Source organism: uncultured Phenylobacterium sp. (assembly GCF_902826855.1).
In the GTDB taxonomy this organism is placed as follows: Bacteria; Pseudomonadota; Alphaproteobacteria; order Caulobacterales; family Caulobacteraceae; genus Phenylobacterium.
Window position 1 is genome coordinate 1 of record NZ_CADEGK010000041.1, and the last position, 20,033, is coordinate 20,033.

General features: G+C 69.1%; 23 protein-coding genes. 16 read left to right on the forward strand and 7 right to left on the reverse strand.

Annotated elements, in window-relative coordinates; all coding sequences use genetic code 11:
- Window positions 1–1,010, reverse strand: a 1,010-nt coding sequence (locus tag QZV94_RS08045; RefSeq protein WP_293677295.1) for an MFS transporter, incomplete at its 3' end; no start/stop codon positions are given.
- Window positions 1,011–1,150: 140 nt separating this feature from the next.
- Between QZV94_RS08045 and QZV94_RS08050 the strand changes: the two genes are divergently transcribed.
- Window positions 1,151–1,939: a CPBP family intramembrane glutamic endopeptidase gene (locus tag QZV94_RS08050; RefSeq protein WP_293677296.1), complete on the forward strand. Its 789-nt coding sequence runs from the start codon at window positions 1,151–1,153 to the stop codon at window positions 1,937–1,939.
- 4 nt (window positions 1,940–1,943) lie between these two features.
- Here the strand turns inward: QZV94_RS08050 and QZV94_RS08055 are convergent, their stop codons facing one another.
- Together QZV94_RS08055 and QZV94_RS08060 are read right to left on the reverse strand one after the other, a co-directional pair.
- On the reverse strand, window positions 1,944–2,939 hold the full coding sequence (locus QZV94_RS08055) for an RluA family pseudouridine synthase (protein ID WP_293677297.1): 996 nt from the start codon (window positions 2,937–2,939) through the stop codon (window positions 1,944–1,946).
- The gene (locus tag QZV94_RS08060) at window positions 2,929–3,246 is read right to left on the reverse strand and encodes a ferritin family protein (RefSeq protein ID WP_293677298.1); all 318 of its coding nucleotides are present in this window, start codon (window positions 3,244–3,246) and stop codon (window positions 2,929–2,931) included. The genes QZV94_RS08055 and QZV94_RS08060 overlap by 11 nt, the downstream gene beginning before the upstream one ends.
- Before the next feature lie 64 nt (window positions 3,247–3,310).
- Here QZV94_RS08060 and QZV94_RS08065 point away from each other — a divergent pair, with 64 nt between their 5' ends.
- Complete coding sequence (locus QZV94_RS08065; protein ID WP_293677299.1) at window positions 3,311–4,960, forward strand: alkaline phosphatase D family protein; 1,650 nt, start codon at window positions 3,311–3,313, stop codon at window positions 4,958–4,960.
- Here the strand turns inward: QZV94_RS08065 and hisI are convergent.
- Together hisI and folE are read right to left on the reverse strand one after the other, a co-directional pair.
- Window positions 4,957–5,346 carry a phosphoribosyl-AMP cyclohydrolase gene (gene hisI, locus QZV94_RS08070; protein ID WP_293677300.1) on the reverse strand — a complete coding sequence of 130 codons (390 nt, stop codon included), beginning with the start codon at window positions 5,344–5,346 and terminating at the stop codon, window positions 4,957–4,959. The two genes, QZV94_RS08065 and hisI, sit on opposite strands and share 4 nt — an antisense overlap.
- Window positions 5,347–5,415: 69 nt before the next feature.
- Window positions 5,416–6,069 carry a GTP cyclohydrolase I FolE gene (folE, locus tag QZV94_RS08075; protein ID WP_293677301.1) on the reverse strand — a complete coding sequence of 218 codons (654 nt, stop codon included), beginning with the start codon at window positions 6,067–6,069 and terminating at the stop codon, window positions 5,416–5,418.
- A 163-nt stretch (window positions 6,070–6,232) separates the two neighbouring features.
- Between folE and cysS the strand changes: the two genes are divergently transcribed.
- The 14 genes from cysS to QZV94_RS08140 all read left to right on the forward strand — a co-directional run bounded on the left by cysS (window position 6,233) and on the right by QZV94_RS08140 (window position 18,282).
- Complete coding sequence (gene cysS / locus QZV94_RS08080) at window positions 6,233–7,672, forward strand: cysteine--tRNA ligase (RefSeq protein ID WP_293677302.1); 1,440 nt, start codon at window positions 6,233–6,235, stop codon at window positions 7,670–7,672.
- The gene (locus tag QZV94_RS08085) at window positions 7,672–8,238 is read left to right on the forward strand and encodes an SRPBCC domain-containing protein (protein ID WP_293677303.1); all 567 of its coding nucleotides are present in this window, start codon (window positions 7,672–7,674) and stop codon (window positions 8,236–8,238) included. Before cysS ends, QZV94_RS08085 begins: the two co-directional genes overlap by 1 nt.
- 15 nt (window positions 8,239–8,253) lie before the next feature.
- Complete coding sequence (locus QZV94_RS08090) at window positions 8,254–8,583, forward strand: NIPSNAP family protein (RefSeq protein WP_293677304.1); 330 nt, start codon at window positions 8,254–8,256, stop codon at window positions 8,581–8,583.
- A gap of 45 nt (window positions 8,584–8,628) precedes the next feature.
- The gene (locus QZV94_RS08095) at window positions 8,629–9,075 is read left to right on the forward strand and encodes an iron-sulfur cluster assembly scaffold protein (protein WP_293677305.1); all 447 of its coding nucleotides are present in this window, start codon (window positions 8,629–8,631) and stop codon (window positions 9,073–9,075) included.
- Window positions 9,075–9,365 (forward strand): YciI family protein, encoded by a 291-nt coding sequence (locus tag QZV94_RS08100; protein WP_293677306.1) that lies wholly within the window; start codon window positions 9,075–9,077, stop codon window positions 9,363–9,365. Before QZV94_RS08095 ends, QZV94_RS08100 begins: the two co-directional genes overlap by 1 nt.
- Window positions 9,366–9,942: 577 nt before the next feature.
- Complete coding sequence (locus tag QZV94_RS25110) at window positions 9,943–10,371, forward strand: DNA/RNA non-specific endonuclease (protein ID WP_367254198.1); 429 nt, start codon at window positions 9,943–9,945, stop codon at window positions 10,369–10,371.
- Window positions 10,308–11,039: an SMI1/KNR4 family protein gene (locus tag QZV94_RS08105; protein WP_293677307.1), complete on the forward strand. Its 732-nt coding sequence runs from the start codon at window positions 10,308–10,310 to the stop codon at window positions 11,037–11,039. The genes QZV94_RS25110 and QZV94_RS08105 overlap by 64 nt, the downstream gene beginning before the upstream one ends.
- Window positions 11,040–11,235: 196 nt before the next feature.
- Window positions 11,236–11,520, forward strand: a complete 285-nt coding sequence (yidD, locus tag QZV94_RS08110; protein ID WP_293677308.1) for a membrane protein insertion efficiency factor YidD — start codon at window positions 11,236–11,238, stop codon at window positions 11,518–11,520.
- On the forward strand, window positions 11,517–13,463 hold the full coding sequence (gene thrS, locus QZV94_RS08115; RefSeq protein ID WP_293677309.1) for a threonine--tRNA ligase: 1,947 nt from the start codon (window positions 11,517–11,519) through the stop codon (window positions 13,461–13,463). Before yidD ends, thrS begins: the two co-directional genes overlap by 4 nt.
- Before the next feature lie 19 nt (window positions 13,464–13,482).
- Window positions 13,483–14,418: a glycosyltransferase family 2 protein gene (locus QZV94_RS08120; RefSeq protein WP_293677310.1), complete on the forward strand. Its 936-nt coding sequence runs from the start codon at window positions 13,483–13,485 to the stop codon at window positions 14,416–14,418.
- Window positions 14,419–14,523: 105 nt separating this feature from the next.
- Window positions 14,524–15,720: a glycosyltransferase gene (locus tag QZV94_RS08125; RefSeq protein ID WP_293677311.1), complete on the forward strand. Its 1,197-nt coding sequence runs from the start codon at window positions 14,524–14,526 to the stop codon at window positions 15,718–15,720.
- A gap of 1 nt (window position 15,721) precedes the next feature.
- Entirely contained in the window at window positions 15,722–16,222 is a 501-nt protein-coding gene (locus QZV94_RS08130) for a PepSY domain-containing protein (RefSeq protein WP_293677312.1), read from the forward strand.
- An 18-nt stretch (window positions 16,223–16,240) separates the two neighbouring features.
- Entirely contained in the window at window positions 16,241–16,912 is a 672-nt protein-coding gene (locus QZV94_RS08135; protein WP_293677313.1) for a response regulator transcription factor, read from the forward strand.
- Entirely contained in the window at window positions 16,909–18,282 is a 1,374-nt protein-coding gene (locus tag QZV94_RS08140; protein WP_293677314.1) for a HAMP domain-containing sensor histidine kinase, read from the forward strand. The genes QZV94_RS08135 and QZV94_RS08140 overlap by 4 nt, the downstream gene beginning before the upstream one ends.
- On the opposite strand, the gene QZV94_RS08145 is transcribed toward QZV94_RS08140, so the two are convergent.
- Window positions 18,283–19,098: a CAP domain-containing protein gene (locus tag QZV94_RS08145; RefSeq protein ID WP_293677315.1), complete on the reverse strand. Its 816-nt coding sequence runs from the start codon at window positions 19,096–19,098 to the stop codon at window positions 18,283–18,285.
- A partial coding sequence (locus QZV94_RS08150) for an SO2930 family diheme c-type cytochrome (protein ID WP_293677316.1) occupies window positions 19,095–20,033 on the reverse strand: 939 nt, incomplete at its 5' end. The genes QZV94_RS08150 and QZV94_RS08145, both read right to left, overlap by 4 nt.

A 20,033-nucleotide genomic window follows, 5' to 3' on the forward strand; every position in this document is an offset into this window, starting at 1 on the left:
TGGGTGTCGACGAGGGGCCACAGGGCGAAGGCGAAGGCTGCCGAGGCTACCGCGCCGGCCATGTAGATCGCGCGGCGTCCGAACCGGTCCGACAGCGCGCCAGCGATCGGCAGGCTGGGCGCCGAAAGCAGCGTCCCCAGCAGCAGCGCCCACAGCACCTTCGGCCGGTCCATGCCCAGCGTCTGCACACAGTAGGAGACCAGGAAGGTGATCACGAGATAGAAGCACCCATTCGCAGCGACGAAGGAGCCGCCCGCCAGAAGTATTTCCTTCGGATGCTTGGCGATGACCTTGAAGATCGGGCTGCCCGAACCTTTCGCCTGGGGTTCTTTCGCGGCCTCCAGCGCCTTGAACTCAGGCGTGTCCTCCAACTTGATCTGCACGTAGAGGCCCAGCCCCACCAGCACCACGCTGAACAGGAACGGAACCCGCCAGCCCCAGGTCTGGAACGTCTCCGGCGCCAGCGTGGCGGTCATGACCAGGAACACGACGTTGGCCAGCACCACGCCGGCCGGCACCCCCAGCTGCGGGAAGCTACCGAAGAAACCCTTGCGGTGCGGCGGTGCGCTCTCGGTCACCAGGAGCGCCGCCCCGCCCCACTGGCCGCCCACCGCCAGCCCCTGAGCGAACCGCAGCACGATCAGCGCCAGCGGCGCGGCGATCCCGATCTGGCCGTAGGTCGGCAGGAGCCCGATCAGCGTCGTCGCCGCCCCCATGACCAGCAACGCCACCACCAGCGCCCGCTTGCGCCCCACGATGTCCCCAAAGTGCCCGAACACGGCCCCCCCAACCGGCCGCGCCACGAAGCCTACGGCAAACGTCGAATATGCGGCGATCTGGGAGACGGCCGCTGGCATGTCCGCTGGAAAGAAGATTTTCGGGAATACCAGCGCCGCGGCGGTCCCGTAGATGAAGAAGTCGTACCATTCGATGGAGCTGGCCCCCACCGATGTGCCGATGATCTTGGCGAGCTTGTTCTTCTCGAGCTGCGGCGCAGCGGCGGCGGTCATGCGAAGGCCCTCCCACGGCGCGTCTGCGAGCGCCTTGGTGGCGACTATGGCACGGGATTCGCGGGATGGGGGCTCCAGGCGAAAACGGCCTGCTTGACGGAACGCTAGGCCGCCCGACCGCGCCGGTTCAGGCTGCCGGCATGGACGAGTCCCAGCCCTGCGCCAGAGTTGCGCCGTTCGTCGGGCTCACGGTAGTCCTGTCGCTACCGCTCTGGCTGCTCGCCGCCTGGGTGCAGGCTGAGCCGCTTCCCGGCCTGCCGCTGAGCGCCCTGATGGCTTTCTGCCCCGGAATGGCGGCGCTGATCCTGCTGGCCCTCGCCAGTGGTCCGCAGGCGGCGCGGACCCTCCTTGCGCGCACGTTCGACTTGCGCCGGATGCGGGGACACTGGGCCTGGGCGGCGATGATCGGCCTGATGCCGGCTGTCGCGACGGCCGGCTATGGGCTGCAGCGGGCGGGCGGGCTCGCAGGCGCCGGTGACCCGTCCGCAGCCTGGGCGCCGCTGCTGATGCTCGCCGTCTTCTTCGCCGCGGCGCTGGGCGAGGAGCTCGGCTGGTCCGGCTACGTGCTCGAGCCAATGCAGCGGCGTTGGGGCGAACTCGCCGCCGCCCTCGTCCTGGGCGCTCTCTGGACGGCCTGGCACGTGCTGCCGTTCCTGCAGGCCGACCGCAGCGCCGACTGGATCGCGTGGCAAAGCGCCAAGACCGTCGCCGTGCGGGTGGTCATGGTGCGGCTCTATCTCGGCTCCGGCCGCAGCCTCTTCGCCGTCACGCTGTTCCACGCCCTGGACAACGTGGCGGCCTTTTCACTGCCCCTCTATGGCGCCGCCTACGACCCGCAGTTCACCGCCCTGGCGGTATCCGCCATCGCCCTCGCTATGTTTGTGGGACGTCGAACGCACGGCGGCCGTCGCAACGGTTCCCTGGTCTGAGGCCCTACAGGTGGGCCAGCTCGGCTGAGAGCGTTGCCATGTCGGGGGGCAGGGAGCTCTCGCAGCGGACCGTCTCGCCGGTGACGGGGTGGCGGAAGCCGAGCACGGCGGCGTGCAGGGCCTGGCGGTGGAGCTGTGCCGTTTCGATGGCGGCGCGAACGGGGGCCGCCGGGGCGCCGGAGCCGTAGACCGGATCGCCCAGGCAGGGCGTCCCCTTGCTGGCCAGGTGCACGCGGATCTGGTGGGTGCGGCCGGTCTCCAGGCGGCAGGCGAGGCGGGCCGCCAGCGGCTTCGCGGCCGGGCCGAACGTCGCCTCGGTGGCGTAGTGAGTGATGGCGTGTCGGCCGCCCGTCCTGACGAGCGCCATCTTCTTGCGGTCGTGGGTGGACCGCGCGATCGCGCCTTCGATGGTCCCGCGGGCCGGATGCGGCGCGCCGCGGGTGAACGCGATGTAGACGCGGTCGATGTCGTGGGCGGCGAACAGGGCCGACAGGCCCTGGTGGGCGGCGTCGGACTTGGCGGCGACGATGACACCGGAGGTGTCCTTGTCGATGCGGTGCACGATGCCGGGGCGCATGACACCGCCAATGCCGGAGAGGCTGTCGCCGCAGTGATGGAGGAGGGCGTTGACCAGCGTGCCGCTCTCGCTCCCGGGGGCCGGGTGGACCGCCATGCCGGGTGGCTTGTCGACCACGATCAGGTGGGCGTCCTCGAACAGCACCACGAGCGGGATGTCCTCGCCCTGCGGCTCGGCCGCGATGGGGGGCGGGACCTCAATGCGATAGTCGCCGGGGGTGGCGCGGGCCGAGCCGCTGCTCAGAACCGCGCCACCGACTCTCACCCGACCCTCGGCGATCAGCGCCTGCAGGCGCGCCCGCGAGAATTCCGGCAAGCGGTCAGCCAGGAGTTTGTCGATCCGCCCGCCCGCGTCGGCCGCCTCCACCACGACGACGCGCAGGCCATAAACCTCCTCCGCGTCGTCGGGCGACTCAGAGGCCATGCTTCTCGCTGGCGTCCTCTTCGCGACCGGTGATGGAGCCTTCGGTGAACAGGTATTCCTTCAACTGCTCGGCGACCTCGGCGTCGTTGCGGCGCATCCACTCCAGCACCATGGAGGCGTGCTCCAGTTCTTCGCGGGCGTTGTGCAGCAGGATGGCCTTCAGCTCGGGGTTCTCGGTGTCGTCGGCCCGCTGGCGGTACCAGTCGACGGCCTCGAACTCCTCCATCAGCGAGGTGATTGCATAGTGCATCTCCAGTGTCTTCCTGGAGAGCTTCTCGCGGGCGACGTGCAGGGCTTCGCTGGCCATCGGTGTCGTACTCCTGTGCTATGGCTCCGTCATATCGGGCGCTGTGACTTGGGGAGCAACCGCCATGAAGATTGACCGTCGAAAAGCCTTGGCCTTGCTCGGCTTGAGCGCGGCAGCGCCCGCGGCGGCCGGCGGCCCCGGGGTCAGCTTCCGGCACGGCGTGGCGTCCGGTGACCCGACCCAGACGAAAGTGGTGCTCTGGACCCGGATCACACCCGACAGGGCTGGTGACGAGGTTCCCTACACATGGGAGCTCTTGCCGATCGACCGGCGCGCGGGAGGTGTGAAGCGGGGCGTCGGCGTCACGGGGCCGGACCGCGACTACACGGTCAAGGTCGATGCGACCGGGCTCGACGCGGGCCGCGCCTATACCTTCCGCTTCGAGTCCGGCGGCGTGATTTCGTCGGAGGGCCGTACACGCACGCTGCCCGCAGGCGCGACCAAGGACGTGGTGATGGCCGTCGCCTCCTGCGCCCTCTACCCGAACGGCTATTTCAACGCCTACCAGGCCATCGCAGACCTGCCGCGCGTCGACCTCGTCGTGCACCTGGGCGACTACATCTACGAATACGGCGGCCCGGGGAGCTACGGCATGGACTCCGCGGTGGCAAAGGAGCGGCCGCACGACCCGCCGCACGAGATCGTAAGCCTGGCCGACTATCGCCGCCGCCACGCGCAGTACCGCACCGACCCGGGCCTGCAGGCGGCCAGCGCGCGTGCGCCCTGGGTCGTGTCCTGGGACGACCACGAAACGGCCAACGACAGCTTCGCAGGCGGCGCCCAGAACCACGATCCGAAGGACGAGGGCGAGTGGAACGTCCGCAAGGCCGTGGCGCTGAAGGCCTACTACGAGTGGATGCCGATCCGCGAGCCGGCGCCCGGCGTCGGCCTCGCCGAGGCGTCCATGCGCAGCTTCCGGATCGGCGACCTGGCGCAGCTGATCATGATCGAGACCCGGCTGACCGCGCGCGACCAGCAGCTGAACCTGCAGCGCGACCTGCCCAAAGTGGATGGCAGGCCCGACGTAGCAGCCTTCAACGCCAAGCTGAACGACCCCGACCGGCGCATGATGTCGCCCAGGCAGGCGGCCTGGGTCGCCGCCGAGGCTGCCCGGTCGGTCAAGGCGGGCCATGCCTGGCAGGTCCTGGGCAACCAAGTGATCATGGCCCGGGTGCGGCCGTTCAGCCCCAAGGCGGTGCTGACGCCCGAGCAATATGCCGCCATACCCGAGCGCAACCGCGCGCGCGTCCAGGCCGCTGAGGAGAACGCCGCCCTCGGCCTGCCGACCACGCTCGACATGTGGGAAGGCTACCCCGCCGACCGCGAGCGGCTTTGCGGCGTGCTGAAGGGCGCCGGCGCTCGGCCGATCGTGCTGGCCGGCGACGCCCACTCCTTCTGGGCCAACGAGCTGCACGACGCCAAGGGGGCCTACGTCGCCTGCGAGTTCGGCACGACCGGGATCACCAGTCCGGGCGCGGGTGAGATCGCGCCCGGCGTCGACTACGGCGTTGCGCTGGCGAAGGCCAACCCGGAAGTCGTGTTCAACGACCAGGTCCACCAGGGCTTCGTCCTGCTGACCCTCACGCGCGAGGCGGCCCGAGCCGACATGGTGGCGGTTTCGACCATCATCTCGAAGGACTTCGAGACGCGCACGGTGAAGAGCTTCCGCACGATCCCGGAGGGCAAGGGACTCTCGAAGCTGAAGGAGACTTAGCGGCGCACCAGCTTGCCGCCCTCGACGGCGCGGTAGAAGCAGGAGACCGCCCCGGTGTGGCAGGCTCCGCCGTCGCCTTGCGGCCGGACCTTCAGCCACACAGCGTCCTGATCGCAATCGACCCGCAGTTCATCGACCATCTGCACCTGGCCGCTGGTGGCGCCCTTGTGCCAGAGCTCATTGCGAGAGCGGCTGAAGTAGTGGGCCTCGCCGGTGGCGATGGTGCGCGACAGCGCCTCGGCGTTCATCCACGCCAGCATCAGCACCTCGCCGGTATCGGCATGTGTCGCCACCGCCGCGATCAACCCGGCGGCGTCGAAGCGTGGGCTGAGCGTCTCGCCCTGCTCCAGGGCCTCCTTCGAAGCGGCGGTCGGGAAGCTGGTCATGAGGCCGATATGGCGCCGCTCCACCGCGACGTCATCCCACGTCAGCCAGAGGCTGATCCGGGGATGACGTCAGCGCGACGACGGCTTGTTCGCGAAGTCCAGGAAGCGCTGGCGCAGGGTAGCGTCGGTCTTGAAGACGCCGGTGAACTGGGTGGTGATCGTGGTGACGTGGCGGTGGTGCACGCCGCGGGTCGTCATGCACTGGTGGGCCGCGTCGATCAGGACCGCCACGCCGGCCGGCCGCAGGCTGTCGGTGATGGCGTCGCAGATCTGCTGGGTCATGGTCTCCTGGGTCTGGAGCCGGCGGGCGAAGATCTCGACCACCTTGGCCAGCTTGGAGATGCCCACCACGCGGTTCGTCGGCATGTAGGCCACGAAGGCCTTGCCCAGGAACGGCGCCATGTGGTGCTCGCAGTGGCTCTCCACCTCGATCTCGCGGAGCATGACGATGTCGTCGTAGCCCTGCACGTCCTCGAAGGTGCGCGACAGCTCCTTGGCGGGGTCGAGCTTATAGCCCTCGAACCACTCGCCATAGGCGTCGACGACGCGTTTGGGGGTGTCGATGACGCCCTCGCGGCGGGGATCGTCCCCCGCCCAGGCGATCAACGTGCGCACAGCCTCCATCGCCTCTTCGCGGGAGGGGCGCTTCACGGCTTCAAGATCAAGGTCACCCGCCTTTGCAGCATCGGGGCCGACCAGGGTTCGGTCGCGTATGGCGTCCATTCGAGCGTGGTTCTTTCCAGGGCCGAGTTGCGCCGGGACGAAGGCCCCGGAAATGACGCGTGCCACCCTTTCACATCGGACCGTCGATACCTTGGCCTGTGGTCCGGACGATCTGTATATGGGTCGAAGCCCTGAGCGGGCAACCATTTCGCAGCGTAAACCGATGACCTTGAACCTGTACGACACCATGAGCCGGGCCAAGCGCCCCTTCGTTCCGAAGGACCCCGGGCGGGTGACGCTCTATGTCTGCGGGCCGACGGTCTACAATTACGCCCACATCGGCAATTTCCGTCCGGTGGTGGTGTTCGACCTGCTGTTCCGGGTGCTGCGCGACCTCTACGGCGAGGCGGCGGTGCTCTACGCCGCCAACGTCACGGACGTGGACGACAAGATCAACAAAAAGGCCGCCGAGGAGGGCGTGCCGATCTCTGTGATCTCCAACCGCTACCTCGACGCCTACAACGCCGACGCCGCGGCCCTGGGCGCCTTGCCGCCCACGTTCCAGCCGCGGGTCACGGAGACGATGGACGCGATCACCGCGATGATCGGCGACCTGATCGGCCACAACAGCGCCTACGCAGCCGAAGGCCATGTCCTTTTCGACACGCAGGCGTTCGGCGACTACGGCAAGCTGTCGGGCCGGGCGATGGACGAGATGATCGCGGGCGCCCGGGTGGACGTGGCTCCCTACAAGCGCCACCCCGCCGACTTCGTGCTGTGGAAGCCGTCGAAGGCGGGCGAGCCAGCGTGGGAGAGCCCCTGGGGGCCCGGCCGGCCGGGCTGGCACATCGAGTGCACTGCGATGATCGAACGGGCGCTGGGCCTCCCGATCGACATCCACGGCGGCGGCATCGACCTGGTCTTCCCGCACCACGAGAACGAACTGGCCCAAGGCGTCTGCTCAGGCCACGGCGGCCGCGAGTACGCCAGTGTCTGGATGCACAACGGCTTCCTGAACATGGGCGAAGAGAAGATGTCCAAGAGCCTCGGCAACGTCGCCCTGGCCCACGACCTGCGCAAACAATATCCCGGTGAAGCGATCCGCTGGGCGCTGCTGGCCGGACACTACCGCCAGCCCCTGGAATGGACTGGCGAGCTGATCGGCCAGGCCAAGAGCGCGCTCGACCGCCTGTACCGGGCTCTCGACGATTCCGAGCGCTTCCTGGCCGGCGTCCCCACCGCGGCGCGGGCCAGCGGCGGCGAGCACCGCGGCGCAGTTCAGGCCTATGACGCGGTGGTGGCGGCCCTCCACGACGACCTCAACACGCCAGTTGCCTTTGCGGGACTCTTCCAGCTTTCCGACCACCTGCGCTCGGCCACCATGGGCAAGGACGTGGCGGGCGTGGAGCGTAGCCGCGCCCTGCTGCTGGAGGCCGCCCAGCTGATGGGCTTCCTCGGCGCGCAACCCAGCGCCTGGTTCCAAGGCGGCGCGGACGACACGCTCAAGACCAAGGTCGAGGCCCTCATCGCCGACCGCCAGACCGCGCGCACCGAGAAGAACTGGCCCGAGGCCGATCGCATCCGCGCCGAGCTCAACGCGTTGAATGTCGAGGTGATGGACGGCCCGAGCGGGGCCACCTGGCGGATCAAGGAGCAGGCCTGATGGCGTTCAAGCCGGGACCCGACCTGATGGCCGGCCCCTTCAAGCGCACATCGCTCGGACCCAAGATGACGACCGGGGATGCGGGCGCGAAACTGCCGCCTCCGAAGGCCCCGAGCGGCCTGCGCGTCGAGGACCGTATCGGCGTCCAGGCGCCGGCTGAACTGATCTGGGACATCGTCCGTGATCTTTCCCGCTGGCACGAGTGGAACCCGACCTATCCGCAGGCCTCCGGCGAGGTGCGCATCGGAGAGACTGTCACCGTGACCCTGGCGCTGCCCGGCCAGCCCCCACAGGAGCTGAAGCCACGCATCCTCGACTGGGTGCCCAACGAACAGCTCCACTGGGAGCTGAAGATGATGGGCGGCCTCATCAAGACCCTGCGCTACGTCGAGATCCAGGCCCTCGGCGAGGCGGCCTCCATCGTCGACAACGGCGAGATCTTCGGCGGGCTGATGGGCCGCTCGCTCGGCAGGCGGGTGGGCCGGTCCGTGCGCCAGGGCTTCAAGGCGATGAACGAGGCCCTGAAAGCGCGCGCCGAGGCGCAGTGGGCGGCGCACAGGGGCTGACGCCCGGATTGGGGGATGGCGATGATCGTCGAGATGCGGACCTACACCTTGGCCCTGGGCGCCACGGGCCGGTACTTCAAGCTCTACCAGGAGAAGGGGCTGGCGCTGCAGAAGCGCATCCTGGGCCACCTAGTGGGCTACTACGCCGTCGAGGTGGGCGAGCTGAACAAGGTGATCCACCTCTGGGCCTATGACAGTCTCGACGACCGGGCGAAGCGCCGGGCCGAGCTCTGGTCGAACCCGGAGTGGCTGGCCTATGTGGCGGAGGTCGGCCCTTTGGTGGCCGACCAGGCGAACCAGATTCTGTCGCCGGCGCCGTTCTTCGCGATCCCTGATCCGGCCTGACCCGAACCGTTTGACTCGGGGCCTGCGAAACCCGACCTAGAGGCCATGATCGACGAGCTCTATTCGGCGAAGCTTCTGAGGCTGGCGGCGGAGATGCCTCGGGCTGGGCGCCTGCCCGATCCCGACGCGAGTTCGGAAAAGGTCTCCAAGCTGTGCGGCAGCCGGGTGATCGTGGACGTCAAGGTCGAGGGCGACCGCGTGGTCGATTTCGCCCAGGACGTGAAGGCCTGCGCATTGGGCCAGGCGGCCGCCGCGGTGCTGGGCGCGCACGTGATCGGCGCGAGCCTGGTGGAATTGCAGACCACCCGTGATGCGTTCAGGACCATGTTGAAGGCGGGTGGTCCGCCGCCGGAGGGCCGCTTCGCCGACCTGGCGCTGCTGGCGCCGGTGAAGGACTATCCGGCGCGCCACACCTCCACCATGCTGGCTTTCGAGGCGGCGGCGGAGGCGGTGGCGCAGGCCACGCGCGCCGTGGCGTCAAAGAGGGGCTGATGGCCGATTACATCTTCCTGATGCACGACGACGCGGCCGGCGGGGCCGCCCTGGACTGGGAGCCCTACCTGTCGAAGCTGCGCGAGACCGGCGTCTTCCAGGGCGGCAGCGAGATCGGCGAGGGCGCCTGCTTCCGCAAAGCCGGCGCCGCCCCCGACCCCACCGCCCACATCGGCGGCTTCATCCGCGTGACGGCGAGCGACCTCGACGCGGCCAAGCGCCTGCTGGCGGGGAACCCGGCGTACGAGGCGGGCGGGACGGTGGAGATCCGGGAGTTGCCGAGCGGTTGAAGTTCTCGTTTTGTTCTTGACAACCTGAGCCGTCCGTGAGACCCTCTCTGGGAGATTTGGGTCAACGCGCCGTTCGACCCGCGCTTGGCACGACGCAGGCAGGGGAGGGGGATCATGGCGCAGGGACAACCACGATTTGGCTTTGGCAAGCCCGGCACGCCGGGAGGTGAGTCTACAGACCATCGATCGCAGTCGTTCCTCGATCCCAGCTACTTTACGCCCTTCAAGGAACCGCTCGCCGGTTTCCAGTTTGTTCGGCCCGGCTCACCGAGGACAGCAGCGCAGCGAGCCGCTGCTTGCCGCGTCGTGCCTCAACCCAGTAGGTCGCCTATCGGCGGCTGATAGGGAACAACGTCGACGCGACCTTGAGCGCGCCTCGTATATAGCCAGAAATCCGCTGGCGGGGGTCGCCTACGGGCTATCGACTCTGGCGAACGCACCTCCGCAGGCGCGGAATGCCGCACTTGCAATTGGCGGAGCGTTCGATGCGGCGATGCTCGGCGGCGCTCCGCGCGGCATCCCGTTGCGTGGGCCTCCGAGACCGGTTCCACAACACACAGCTGCGGTGGACTTGCGGATGCCCGCCACGCGGTCTCGGGGATTCACTGCCGAGGGACAGACCAGAGGCGTCGACTATGCGGTCTGGCCGGCGCTACTGGGGACCGGCACGAGGGCCAATCGGCGACGAAACCCACCCGGGTGGCAAGGGAATGGCAATCGTCACAACGAGGCGAGGGGGCATCTCAACGCCCGGAATAACGGTGGGCCAGGCACGGCGGCGAACATCGCTACGATCACTCAGAACCCCACGAACTCGTCGCACATGACGAGATTCGACAATCGGGTGACGCGCAGGGTTCGAGCGGGTGAGCCCATGCAGGGATCGGCGATCCCATACTACAGTCCAGGCATCCTGCCGCCGACCTTCATCCTCCAGACCGCGTGGGGACCGATTGGCGGACCTATCGCAAACATCGTGCGAAATCCTGCCGGCCGGCCACGATGACGATCGAGAGGCTCCTGGCCGCCGTACCACCGCCGGCTGCGCCGGTTGAGGCGTACGACGGTCTTTGGGAGCCGATCGAAGCTGACCTCGGAACCAGGCTTCCTCAGGACTACAAGGACTTCGTTCGCCTCTACGGCGAGGGCGAGTTTATGGAGTTCCTCGGAATCCATGTGCCGCAGTCGTGGAGTCCTTACGTGCGGCTTTTGTCGGAGGCCCGCGCGACCGCGCGAATCTTCGGCAGCTTCGAGGAAGAGCTACCTTACTCTCTGTGGCCCACTGCCGGTGGGCTCCTGGCGTTCGGTAAGACCGACTTTGGCGACTATCTATTTTGGCTTACGCGCGGTGCGCCGGAGGACTGGACCGTCGTGGTGTGGGGGCGAGGCCTGCAGCAGTTCGAAGCGTTCGACTGCGGACTCACTGACTTCCTCGCGGGGGTCGCCACCGGCCAGATCGATCCGCAGGACTTTCCTGAGGGTGAGTGCGAGCGCCTATTCGAGCCGGGCCTCGGTACGCCTGACAGGGAACGGCTCGGCTTTGGAGCTGCGCCGACAGCTTCGTTGGGCATTTCCTGGAGGTTAGGCTGGTTCGGATCGGGCGGGAGCGGGGTTTCGACCGTTCGAATGCGTGATGAGGCCTACGTCGCCTGGGAACGTCTGGCCCTGCGGTGAGTGGAATTTCGACGCCCGTTGTGCTATCCGCCCGTCCCATGCTGACGCCGGTCCACGACGCACGCGCCTTCCAAGCCCCCGCCATCCGCGGGGCGATGGCGGCTGTCGGGATGCGAACTACTCCCGCCGGCGTGGCTTGAACCTCTCGGGGTCCCGGCGTAGGCACGGGGTCCAAAAACGCAAGTTCGCAGCCGGCATGAGCTTCTACGAGAGATGCGTCCGTGGGCTCCTGCGAGCCTACAAGCTGACGCTTTCGCCGCTGATCGGGCGGCAGTGCCGGTTCCTTCCGACATGCTCGGAATACGCCGCTGAAGCCCTGATCGGCCACGGCCCCTGGCGGGGGAGCGTGCTCACCGTCAAGCGGCTGTGCCGATGTCATCCCTGGGGGGGCGCGGGCTATGACCCGCCGCCGCCTCCGCGCCAACCGCCTCAGGGCCCAGAAAGCCAAGGCACGGCGCGCGACTGGAAGTGTGAAACATGATCGACCTGCTTTTCCCCGACGGTTCGAAGCGAAGCTTCGAGCCAGGCGTCACGGGCAAGCAAGTTGCCCAGAGCATCGCCCCCTCGCTGGCCAAACGCGCCGTCCTCATCAAGCTGGACGGCGAACTGCTGGACGTGGATCGGCCGCTCGAGCAGGGCGGCAAGTTCGAGATCCTCGGCCGCGACGCGCCCGAGGCGCTCGAGACGATCCGCCACGACGTCAGCCACATCCTCGCCGAGGCGGTGCAGGAGCTGTTCCCCGGCACGCAGGTCACGATCGGCCCGGCGATCGAGGACGGATTCTACTACGACTTCGCCCGCGCCGAGCCGTTCAGCCTGGATGACCTGGCCAAGATCGAAGAGCGGATGAAGCAGATCGTCGATCGCGACGAGCCGATCACGCGAGAGGTCTGGGAGCGCGACGAGGCCATCGCCCACTTCAAGTCCATCGGCGAGCTCTACAAGGCCGAGATCATCGAGGGCTTCCCGGAGGGCGAGACGATCACGGTCTATCGCCAGGGCGCGTGGAAGGACCTCTGCCGCGGTCCGCACCTGCCGTCCACGAAGGCCGCGGGCAAGGCGTTCAAGCTGACGAAGCTGGCCGGCGCCTACTGGCGCGGCGACCACCGCAACCCGATGCTGCAGCGGATCTATGGCACGGCCTGGGCCAGCGAGAAGGAACTCGAAGAGCACCTTCACCGGCTGGAGGAGGCCGAGAAGCGAGACCATCGCAAGATCGGCCGGGCCATGGACCTCTTCCACATGCAGGAAGAGGCCAAGGGGATGATCTTCTGGCACCCCAAGGGCTGGACGCTCTACCGGACGATCGAGAACTACATGCGCCGGATGCTGGACGACGACGGCTACGTCGAGGTCAAGGCGCCCCAGATCATGGACCGCGAGATGTGGGAGCGCTCCGGGCACTGGCAGAAGTTCGGCAAGAACATGTTCACGTGCGAGACGGTCGAGGGCGAAGTCCTGGCCGTGAAGCCGATGAACTGCCCCGGCCACGTGCAGATCTTCAACCACGGCCAGAAGAGCTACCGCGACCTGCCGTTGCGCATGGCCGAGTTCGGCGCCTGCCACCGCTATGAGCCGTCGGGCGCGCTTCACGGCATCTTCCGGGTGCGGGCGTTCACGCAGGACGACGCCCACATCTTCTGCCGCGAGGACCAGATCGAGGCGGAATCGACGAAGTTCATCCGGCTGCTGGAGAGCGTGTATCGCGACTGTGGCCTGGAGCTGCACGCCATCAAGCTGGCGCTCCGGCCCGACGAGCGGTTCGGCACGGACGCGGTCTGGGACGTGGCCGAACAGAAGCTTGAGCGCGCGGCGCTGAATGCCGGGGTCGAACGCGTGGAGATGCTGCCCAACGAAGGCGCCTTCTACGGCCCCAAACTGGAATTCCACCTGAGAGACGCCATCGGCCGCACGTGGCAGTGCGGGACGCTGCAGCTGGACTATGTCACGCCCGATCGCCTCGGCGCCGAGTACGTGGCCGAAGACGGCTCCAAGCAACCGCCTGTGATGCTGCACCGGGCGATCTGCGGCTCGCTGGAGCGGTTTATCGGGGTGATGATCGAGAACTACGCCGGCGCATTCCCGCTGTGGCTGTCGCCGGTTCAGGTGGTGGTCGCGACGATCACGTCCGACGCTGACGAGTTCGCCCTGAAGGCCGCCGCCGAGCTGCGGGCCGCCGGCCTGCGGGTGGAGACAGACCTGCGCAACGAGAAGATCAACTACAAGGTCCGCGAGCACAGCCTTGCCAAGGTCCCGGTCATCGCCGTCGTCGGCCGGCGTGAGGCCGAAGAGGGCAAGCTGGCGCTTCGGCGCCTCGGATCGGACGGCCAGCAGATCTTGGGGTTGCAGGAGGCCCGCAACGTCCTTGCCTCCGAAGCGCAACCGCCGGATGTTGCCCGCAAGGCGCACGAACTGAGCGCATGAGCGGAGTGAGGGAGGCTGGATGAACGGCGTCGCCGCACCGCTCCGCGCACCCTTCCCGGTCGAAGCGGCGCGCGACAGCGGCCGCCGGCCTGAGCGGCGCAGCGTCTCGGTTGTGATGGTCGTCTACCGGACAGGCGAGGCGCTGGAGCAGAGCCTCGCCTGCGTCCTGGCCGACCCGTTGGTGGACGAGTTCGTCATCGTCGACAACGGCTCCAGCTCGAGCGAGGTCGCGCACCTGGAGGGTCTGGCCCGCGACCCGCGCGTGGTGCTGGTGCAGGGCCAGGGCAACGTCGGCTTCGCCCGCGGCGCCAACCTGGGGGCCGCGCGCGCCCGCGGTGATGCGCTGGTGTTCCTGAACCCCGACGCTTTCCTGCAGCCCGGCTGCATCGCCGGGCTGGTACGCGAAGTCGAGGCGACGCCCGGCCTCTGCCTGGTCGGCGGCCGCGTCCTGAACGCTGACCGCAGCGAGCAGCGCGGCGCACGCCGCGGCGACATCACGCCGCGAAGCGCCCTTCTCTCGATGAGCGGCCTGGCCCGCATGGTTCCCGGCTGGCGGCGCTTCGAGGTGCATTGGGAAGACCAGGTCCTGCCACCCGCGCCGACGCGCACCCCCACCATCTCCGGCGCCTGCTTCTGCATGCGCCGCGAGGATTTCGCGGCGCTGGGCGGTTTCGACGAGGGCTATTTCCTGCACGTGGAGGACGTCGACCTGTGCTGGCGCGTGCGGCAGGCCGGCGGTGTGGTGCTGTTCCACCCGAAAGCCGAGGTGATCCACGTCGGCGGCACCAGCCGGTCGAGTCCGCTGAAGGTCGAGTTCCACAAGGGCGTTGGCCTCGCCCGCTATTTCCGCAAGCGCGCCGCAGGTGGTTGGCAGTGGCTGTCGGCCTGCTTGCTCTCACCGTTTGTCATTGCGCTCGCTGTGGCGCGGCCGCTCGTGCGACGCGTGCGCGGCTAAGGCCGCCGGTCGGCGTTCGACGCTGGCGTTGGGCCGGGCGAAACATGGCGAAGATCAAATGTTGCCCTTAGGCTTCCGCCAGCCGGCGTCTCCACGTTCCGGCCGATGTCCGATCCCATCGTTCTGTTCTGCGGAGGCCTCGCCGGCGACGGCGTGGCGCGCAACACGGTCCACCTCGCGAACGCGCTGACGCAGCGCGGAGCTCGGGTGACGGTGATCTGCCTGAAGGGCGGCCCCCTGGCCGCTGACCTGCGCGGCGCGGAGGTCGCCTGCCTGGGGTGGCGCGAAGGCCCGCGCGGCCTCGCGCTGGCCGCAGCGGTCCCGGCCCTGCGCCGCGGCCTGGGCTCGGCGAAACCGGCGGTGGTGGTCTCCATGGGCAATCATGCGCACCTGGCGGCCTGGGCGGCGCTGCGCGGCCTACCGGACACGCCCCGGATCTATCGCATCAGCAACGATCCGGCCCACGGCGGCGCCAGCGGCGCTGGCGTGCGAGGCCTCGGCCTTGGGCTGGTGGCCCGGGACGCAACGAAGCTTGTCTGCGTATCGGCCGCTATTGCTGCGCGGAAGCCCTTTCGCCGCGCCCGCCGCGACCGCCGCGTCCACATCCTGCCCAACGGGGTCGACCTCCATGCGGTCCGCGCTCATGCGGCCCACCCCGTCGATCACCCCTGGCTGGAAGGCGCGCCATTCCTCGTCGCGGTGGGCCGCCTGCATCGGCAGAAGAACTACGAAGCCCTGATCGACGCCCTCGCCGTGGCGCGGGCAGGCGGCCATCCCGACCTGCGCCTGCTGGTGCTCGGCGCGGGGCCTCGTGCCTGGCGCGCGACACTTGAGACGCGGGCGCGGGCGCACGGGCTGTCCGACGCTGTGAGACTGGAGGGCGAGTTAGCCAACCCGTTCCCACTGATGTCGCGGGCGGCGGCCTACGTTCTGCCGTCGCTATGGGAGGGCGCCTCCAACAGCCTGTTGGAGGCGCTGGCCTGTGGCGTTCCCGTGGTGGCCTCGCGGACAGCCGGAAACGCTTGCGAGGTGCTGGGCGCGGGGCGCTTCGGCGCGCTGGCCGACCCTCGCGACCCCGGCGACCTGGCGCGCGCCATCCTGGCCCAGCTCGACCCGGCCCGCCGCATCCGTCCCGCCGACCGGGCCGCCGACTTCGCCCTAGGGGCTGTGACGGACCGCCTGTGCGGGATCGTTCTCGCCGCCCGTTCGGCACATGACGAAATTCAAATGCAGGCCGCAGGGGGCGGCCATCTGCAGCCGCTATCCAGTCCGCTGCGGGGGCGCAACAACACGGAGTACTGACATGAAGATCCAAACCCTCCTCCTGGCGGCCGGCGCGGCCGCGACGCTAGCCCTGCCGGCGTTCGCCCAGGTGGTCCGGCCGAAGGTCGGCCTCGCCCAGGCCGTCGCCACCGCGGAGAGCGAACTGAGCGCCCGGGCCTACGACGTCGAGTTCGACATGGACCTCGGCGACATGGTCTACGAGATTGACCTGGTGAAGAACGGCAAGTCCATCGAGGTGAAGGTCGACGCCAACAGCGGCCGCGTCGTGCGCCAGACGAGCTCGATCCGCGCGCGCCTGCCTATCGTGGGCGAACACCTGAAGGTCGCCCAGACCGCGCCGCGCACGCTCAGCCAGACAATCGCCATGGTCGAGGACGCCACCAAGGGCAAGGTCGCCGAGATCGGGCTGGAGCGCCGCGGCGGGCGGCACTACTACGAGGTCGAACTCGTGGGTGCGCAGGATCGCGAGGTGCTGGTGGACGTTCGTACCGGCGCCATCACCCCGTTGATCGGCGACTGACCCGGCCCGGAGTGAACGATGCACGTTCTCGTCGTGGAAGATGACGAGCGGGTCGCCGCCCACGTCGTGAAGGGCCTGAAGGGCGAAGGCTGGCTGGTCGACCATGTGGCCGACGGCCGCCAGGCGCTCTTCCAGGTCGCCGCCGAGACCTATGACGTCATCGTCCTCGACCGCATGCTGCCCAACGTCGATGGCCTGAAGATCCTGCAGACCATGCGGGCGTCGGGAGACAGCACCCCCGTGCTGATCCTCTCGGCGCTCGGCGACGTGGACAATCGGGTGAAGGGCCTGCGCGCGGGAGGCGACGACTACCTGGCCAAGCCCTTCGCCTTCTCGGAACTGCTCGCTCGGGTGGAGGCGCTCAGCCGCCGGAAGGGCGTGATGCAGGAGACCACCGAGTTGCGCCTTGCGGACCTCGAGATGAACCTTCTCGCCCGTACCGTTACGCGTCGGGGACAGGCCATCGACCTCACCACGCGGGAGTTCCGTCTGCTGGAATACCTGCTCCGCAACGCCGGGCGCGTGGTGAGCCGCAGCATGCTGCTGGAGGCGGTCTGGGACTATAATTTCGATCCGCAGACCAACATCATCGACCAGCACGTCAGCCGGCTGCGCCAGAAGATCGACCGGGACTTCGATCCGCCGCTGCTGCAGACGGTCCGCGGCATGGGCTACAGCCTGCGCGCATGACCTGGCCCCAAGTCAGCTGGCCCGGCCCGCTCCGAAGCCTCACGCTGCGGCTGACCCTGGCCTACATGATCCTGTTCAGCGGCTCGATCGGCCTCATGCTGGCGGTCACCTACGTTGGCGGGGTCTGGCGGCCGTTGCGACAGGTCGAGGCGACGATCCGCGAGCAGAGCGACGGCCTTTCCGAGATCTACCGTGCCCAGGGCCGCGATGCCCTGATCCGCGCGCTGGAGCGCCGTGCGGCGACCTCCCGGGGGCGGCTCCCCTATCACGTGCTCCTCGCGCCTAACGGCGCGGTGGTCGCCGCCAACCTCGCCGACTGGCCGACGGTGCGCGGCGCCGAATGGGTCCGCTACGAGTTCGGGACCTACGCCACCGGGACGGAGGAGGAGCACGAGGCCGTGGTCCGCGACCTGGTGCTGGGCGGCGGCTACCGTCTGCTGGTCGGCCTCGACACCGAGGACCTGGACGAACGCGAGGACCTGATCTTCGAGGCCCTGTCATGGGGTGCGGGCATGAGCCTGGCCCTTGGCCTGATTGGGGGCCTGGTCATGACCTACGCCGTGTCCCAGCGGCTGGAGAACATCAACCGGACCGCGCGCGCGGTCATCGCCGGTGACCTGTCCGGTCGGGTAGCCCTACGCGGCAGCGGGGACGATTTCGACCAGCTGTCCGCCACCCTGAACGAGATGCTTGCGCGGATCGAGGGCCTGGTCGCCTCCATCAGTCGCGTCTCCGACAACATCGCCCACGAACTGCGCACGCCGCTCGCCCGCCTTCGCGCCGAACTTGAGGAGCTGGCCGACGCTGGCGACGACCGCGAGGCGGTGAGCACCCGCACCGCTGCGGCCCTGGCGGAGGCTGAGCGCCTGCAGGCGATGTTCGAGGCCCTGTTGCGGATTGCACGCCTGCAGAGCGGGCCGCGCGGTCCGATGGCGCCGGTCGACCTGACGGCGCTGCTCGAGGACGCGGTCGAACTTCATCGTCCGGCGGCCGAGGAAGCTGGCCAGACGCTGACGGCCGAGGTTCCGGACGACGTTGCGATCGAGGGCGACCGTGACCTGATCTTCCAGATGGTCAGCAACCTGCTGGACAACGCCATCAAGTTCGGGCCCCCCGCCGGCCGGGTGGCGCTGGCGGCCCGGCGCGTCGACGGTGCGGTTGAAGTTGCGGTCAGCGACAACGGTCCGGGTGTCCCGCCTGAGGATCGCGAGCGGGTGTTCGAGCGGTTCTACCGCAGTGGGACGGGTCCGGCCGCGGGCTTCGGCCTAGGCCTCAGCCTCGTGGCCGGCGCCGCGGAACGGCATGGGGCGGAGGTCCGCCTGGAGGACGCTGACCCGGGGCTCCGTGCGGTGATCCGCTTCCCGTCCTGATCAGCGGGTGGGCAGGAAGACGGGACCGCCGATGTAGTCGGGCTGGCCCCCGGGGCCGCGCCGCACGGCAGAGATCTGCATGACGCGGCGGGCGGTGGCGCCGACGCCGCGCCGCACCCCCTGCGGCGCGCCGAGCCGTGGGCTGAGGTCGGGGTCGATGCCGCGGATAGCCTGGGCGATCTCATCGCCTTTGGCCAGGAAGGGAAGCGGCTCGGCCAGCGCCGCCACCGGGCGCAGGAACAGCCCCACCAGCAGCGCCTGGTCGCGGCCCCGCAGCAGGGCGAAAGCGGCGTGGGTGTGGGTCTCGCGCAGCAGGTTCTGCCAGTGGCCGTCGGGACTCTTCCTCCACTGCTCGACCAGCCGGGCCGGCGTTGCAGGGGGGCCGGCGCGGTGGTGGTAGGCGAGGTTTTCCGAGGGCGAACCGATGGTGGTGCGACCGATCAACCAGAGCCGGTGGCTGGGATCGAAACCCTCGGGCGACAGATGCTCCACCGTGCCGCGTCTGGCCAGGTCGCCGCCGTGTGCGCGGGCCGACTGGGCGAGTTCGTCGTGCCAGGTCAGCGGGCCTGCGCCCGCGGCAGCGCGCGCCCGGTTGGCGAAGACGAGGGCGGCGCGGGCGCCGTCATCGTCGAAGCGGCCACCCCCGCCGTCGGCCAGCCGCGCGCGCAACCGCGCCTCATAGCTACTCCAGGCCTCGATGTCGGAGGCCGGCGGGGCTTCGTCCTGCGCCAGCACGACGGTGACCTGGGGGGCGGCGGACGCGCTGGCGGCGGTGGCTAGGCCGGCGGCCAGGGTTGCGCGGCGGGTCAGGCTCATGGGGCCTTCATCTCCGCGATCCAGGCGCGGATCAAGGCCAGCCCCTCGTCGTGGACCAGGGAGCGACTGAGCTCAGGCATCATAACCCCCGGCTCGGTGGAGGCCATCCGGTAGGGGAGGATCGACGCGTCCGGTCGGCCCGGCGCGATGCTGACCGAAAGGCCGCCGGCGCCGCGGCCGGCGGCCACGGGCTGCTTGCCGATCCCCAGCGCGGGGCCGTTGGTCTCTTCCAGGGTGAGCGACAGGCCCGAGTTGCTCGCGGCCGCCTTGCGATTGTGGCAGTGGGCGCAGTTGGCGTCGAGGTAGGCCCGCGCCCGGGCCTCCAGCGGCTCGGCGGGGTCGTCCCAGCGCGCGGCGCGCGCCGCCGCGGCGGGGGCGGGCGCGCCGGTCAGGATGCCCACGCGGGTCCAGTGGGCCAGCTGGTTCTCGCGGCCCTCGGGGTAGGCGAAGTCGCCGTTGAGGTTGCGCGCCTTGGGCCCGATCGGGACCAGACGCTTGGCCAGCTGGTGGCATTCCTTGCACTGGTTCTGGTTCGGAACGGCATAGTCCACGCTGCGCCGTCGGCCCTGCGTGTCGATGAAGCTGGCGTCGAGCCGGGCGCCCGCCCGCTTCAGCGTCGCTTCGGTCTGTCCGGCGTTCCAGACATAGGTCAGGGCGACCCAGCCGGCGCGCTTGCGGATCAGCAGGCGCGTCTCGACGTAGCGCACCGCCTCGTTCGGCCGGCGCAGGTCGGCGGGATAGGCGAAGGTCTTCACCAGCGTGGCCCCGACCGGCAGGTCGAGGACCCCTTCGGCGCGGTAGCGCGCCTTGGCGCCCGGCGGCAGGTAGAGGAAGCGGAACTTCTCGGCGTAGTCGCTGAACAGCGGCGTGTTCACGGCATAGGGCGTCAGGCCGGCGTTCGGCGTTCGGGCGCCGGCATCGGCGAACAGCCGGTA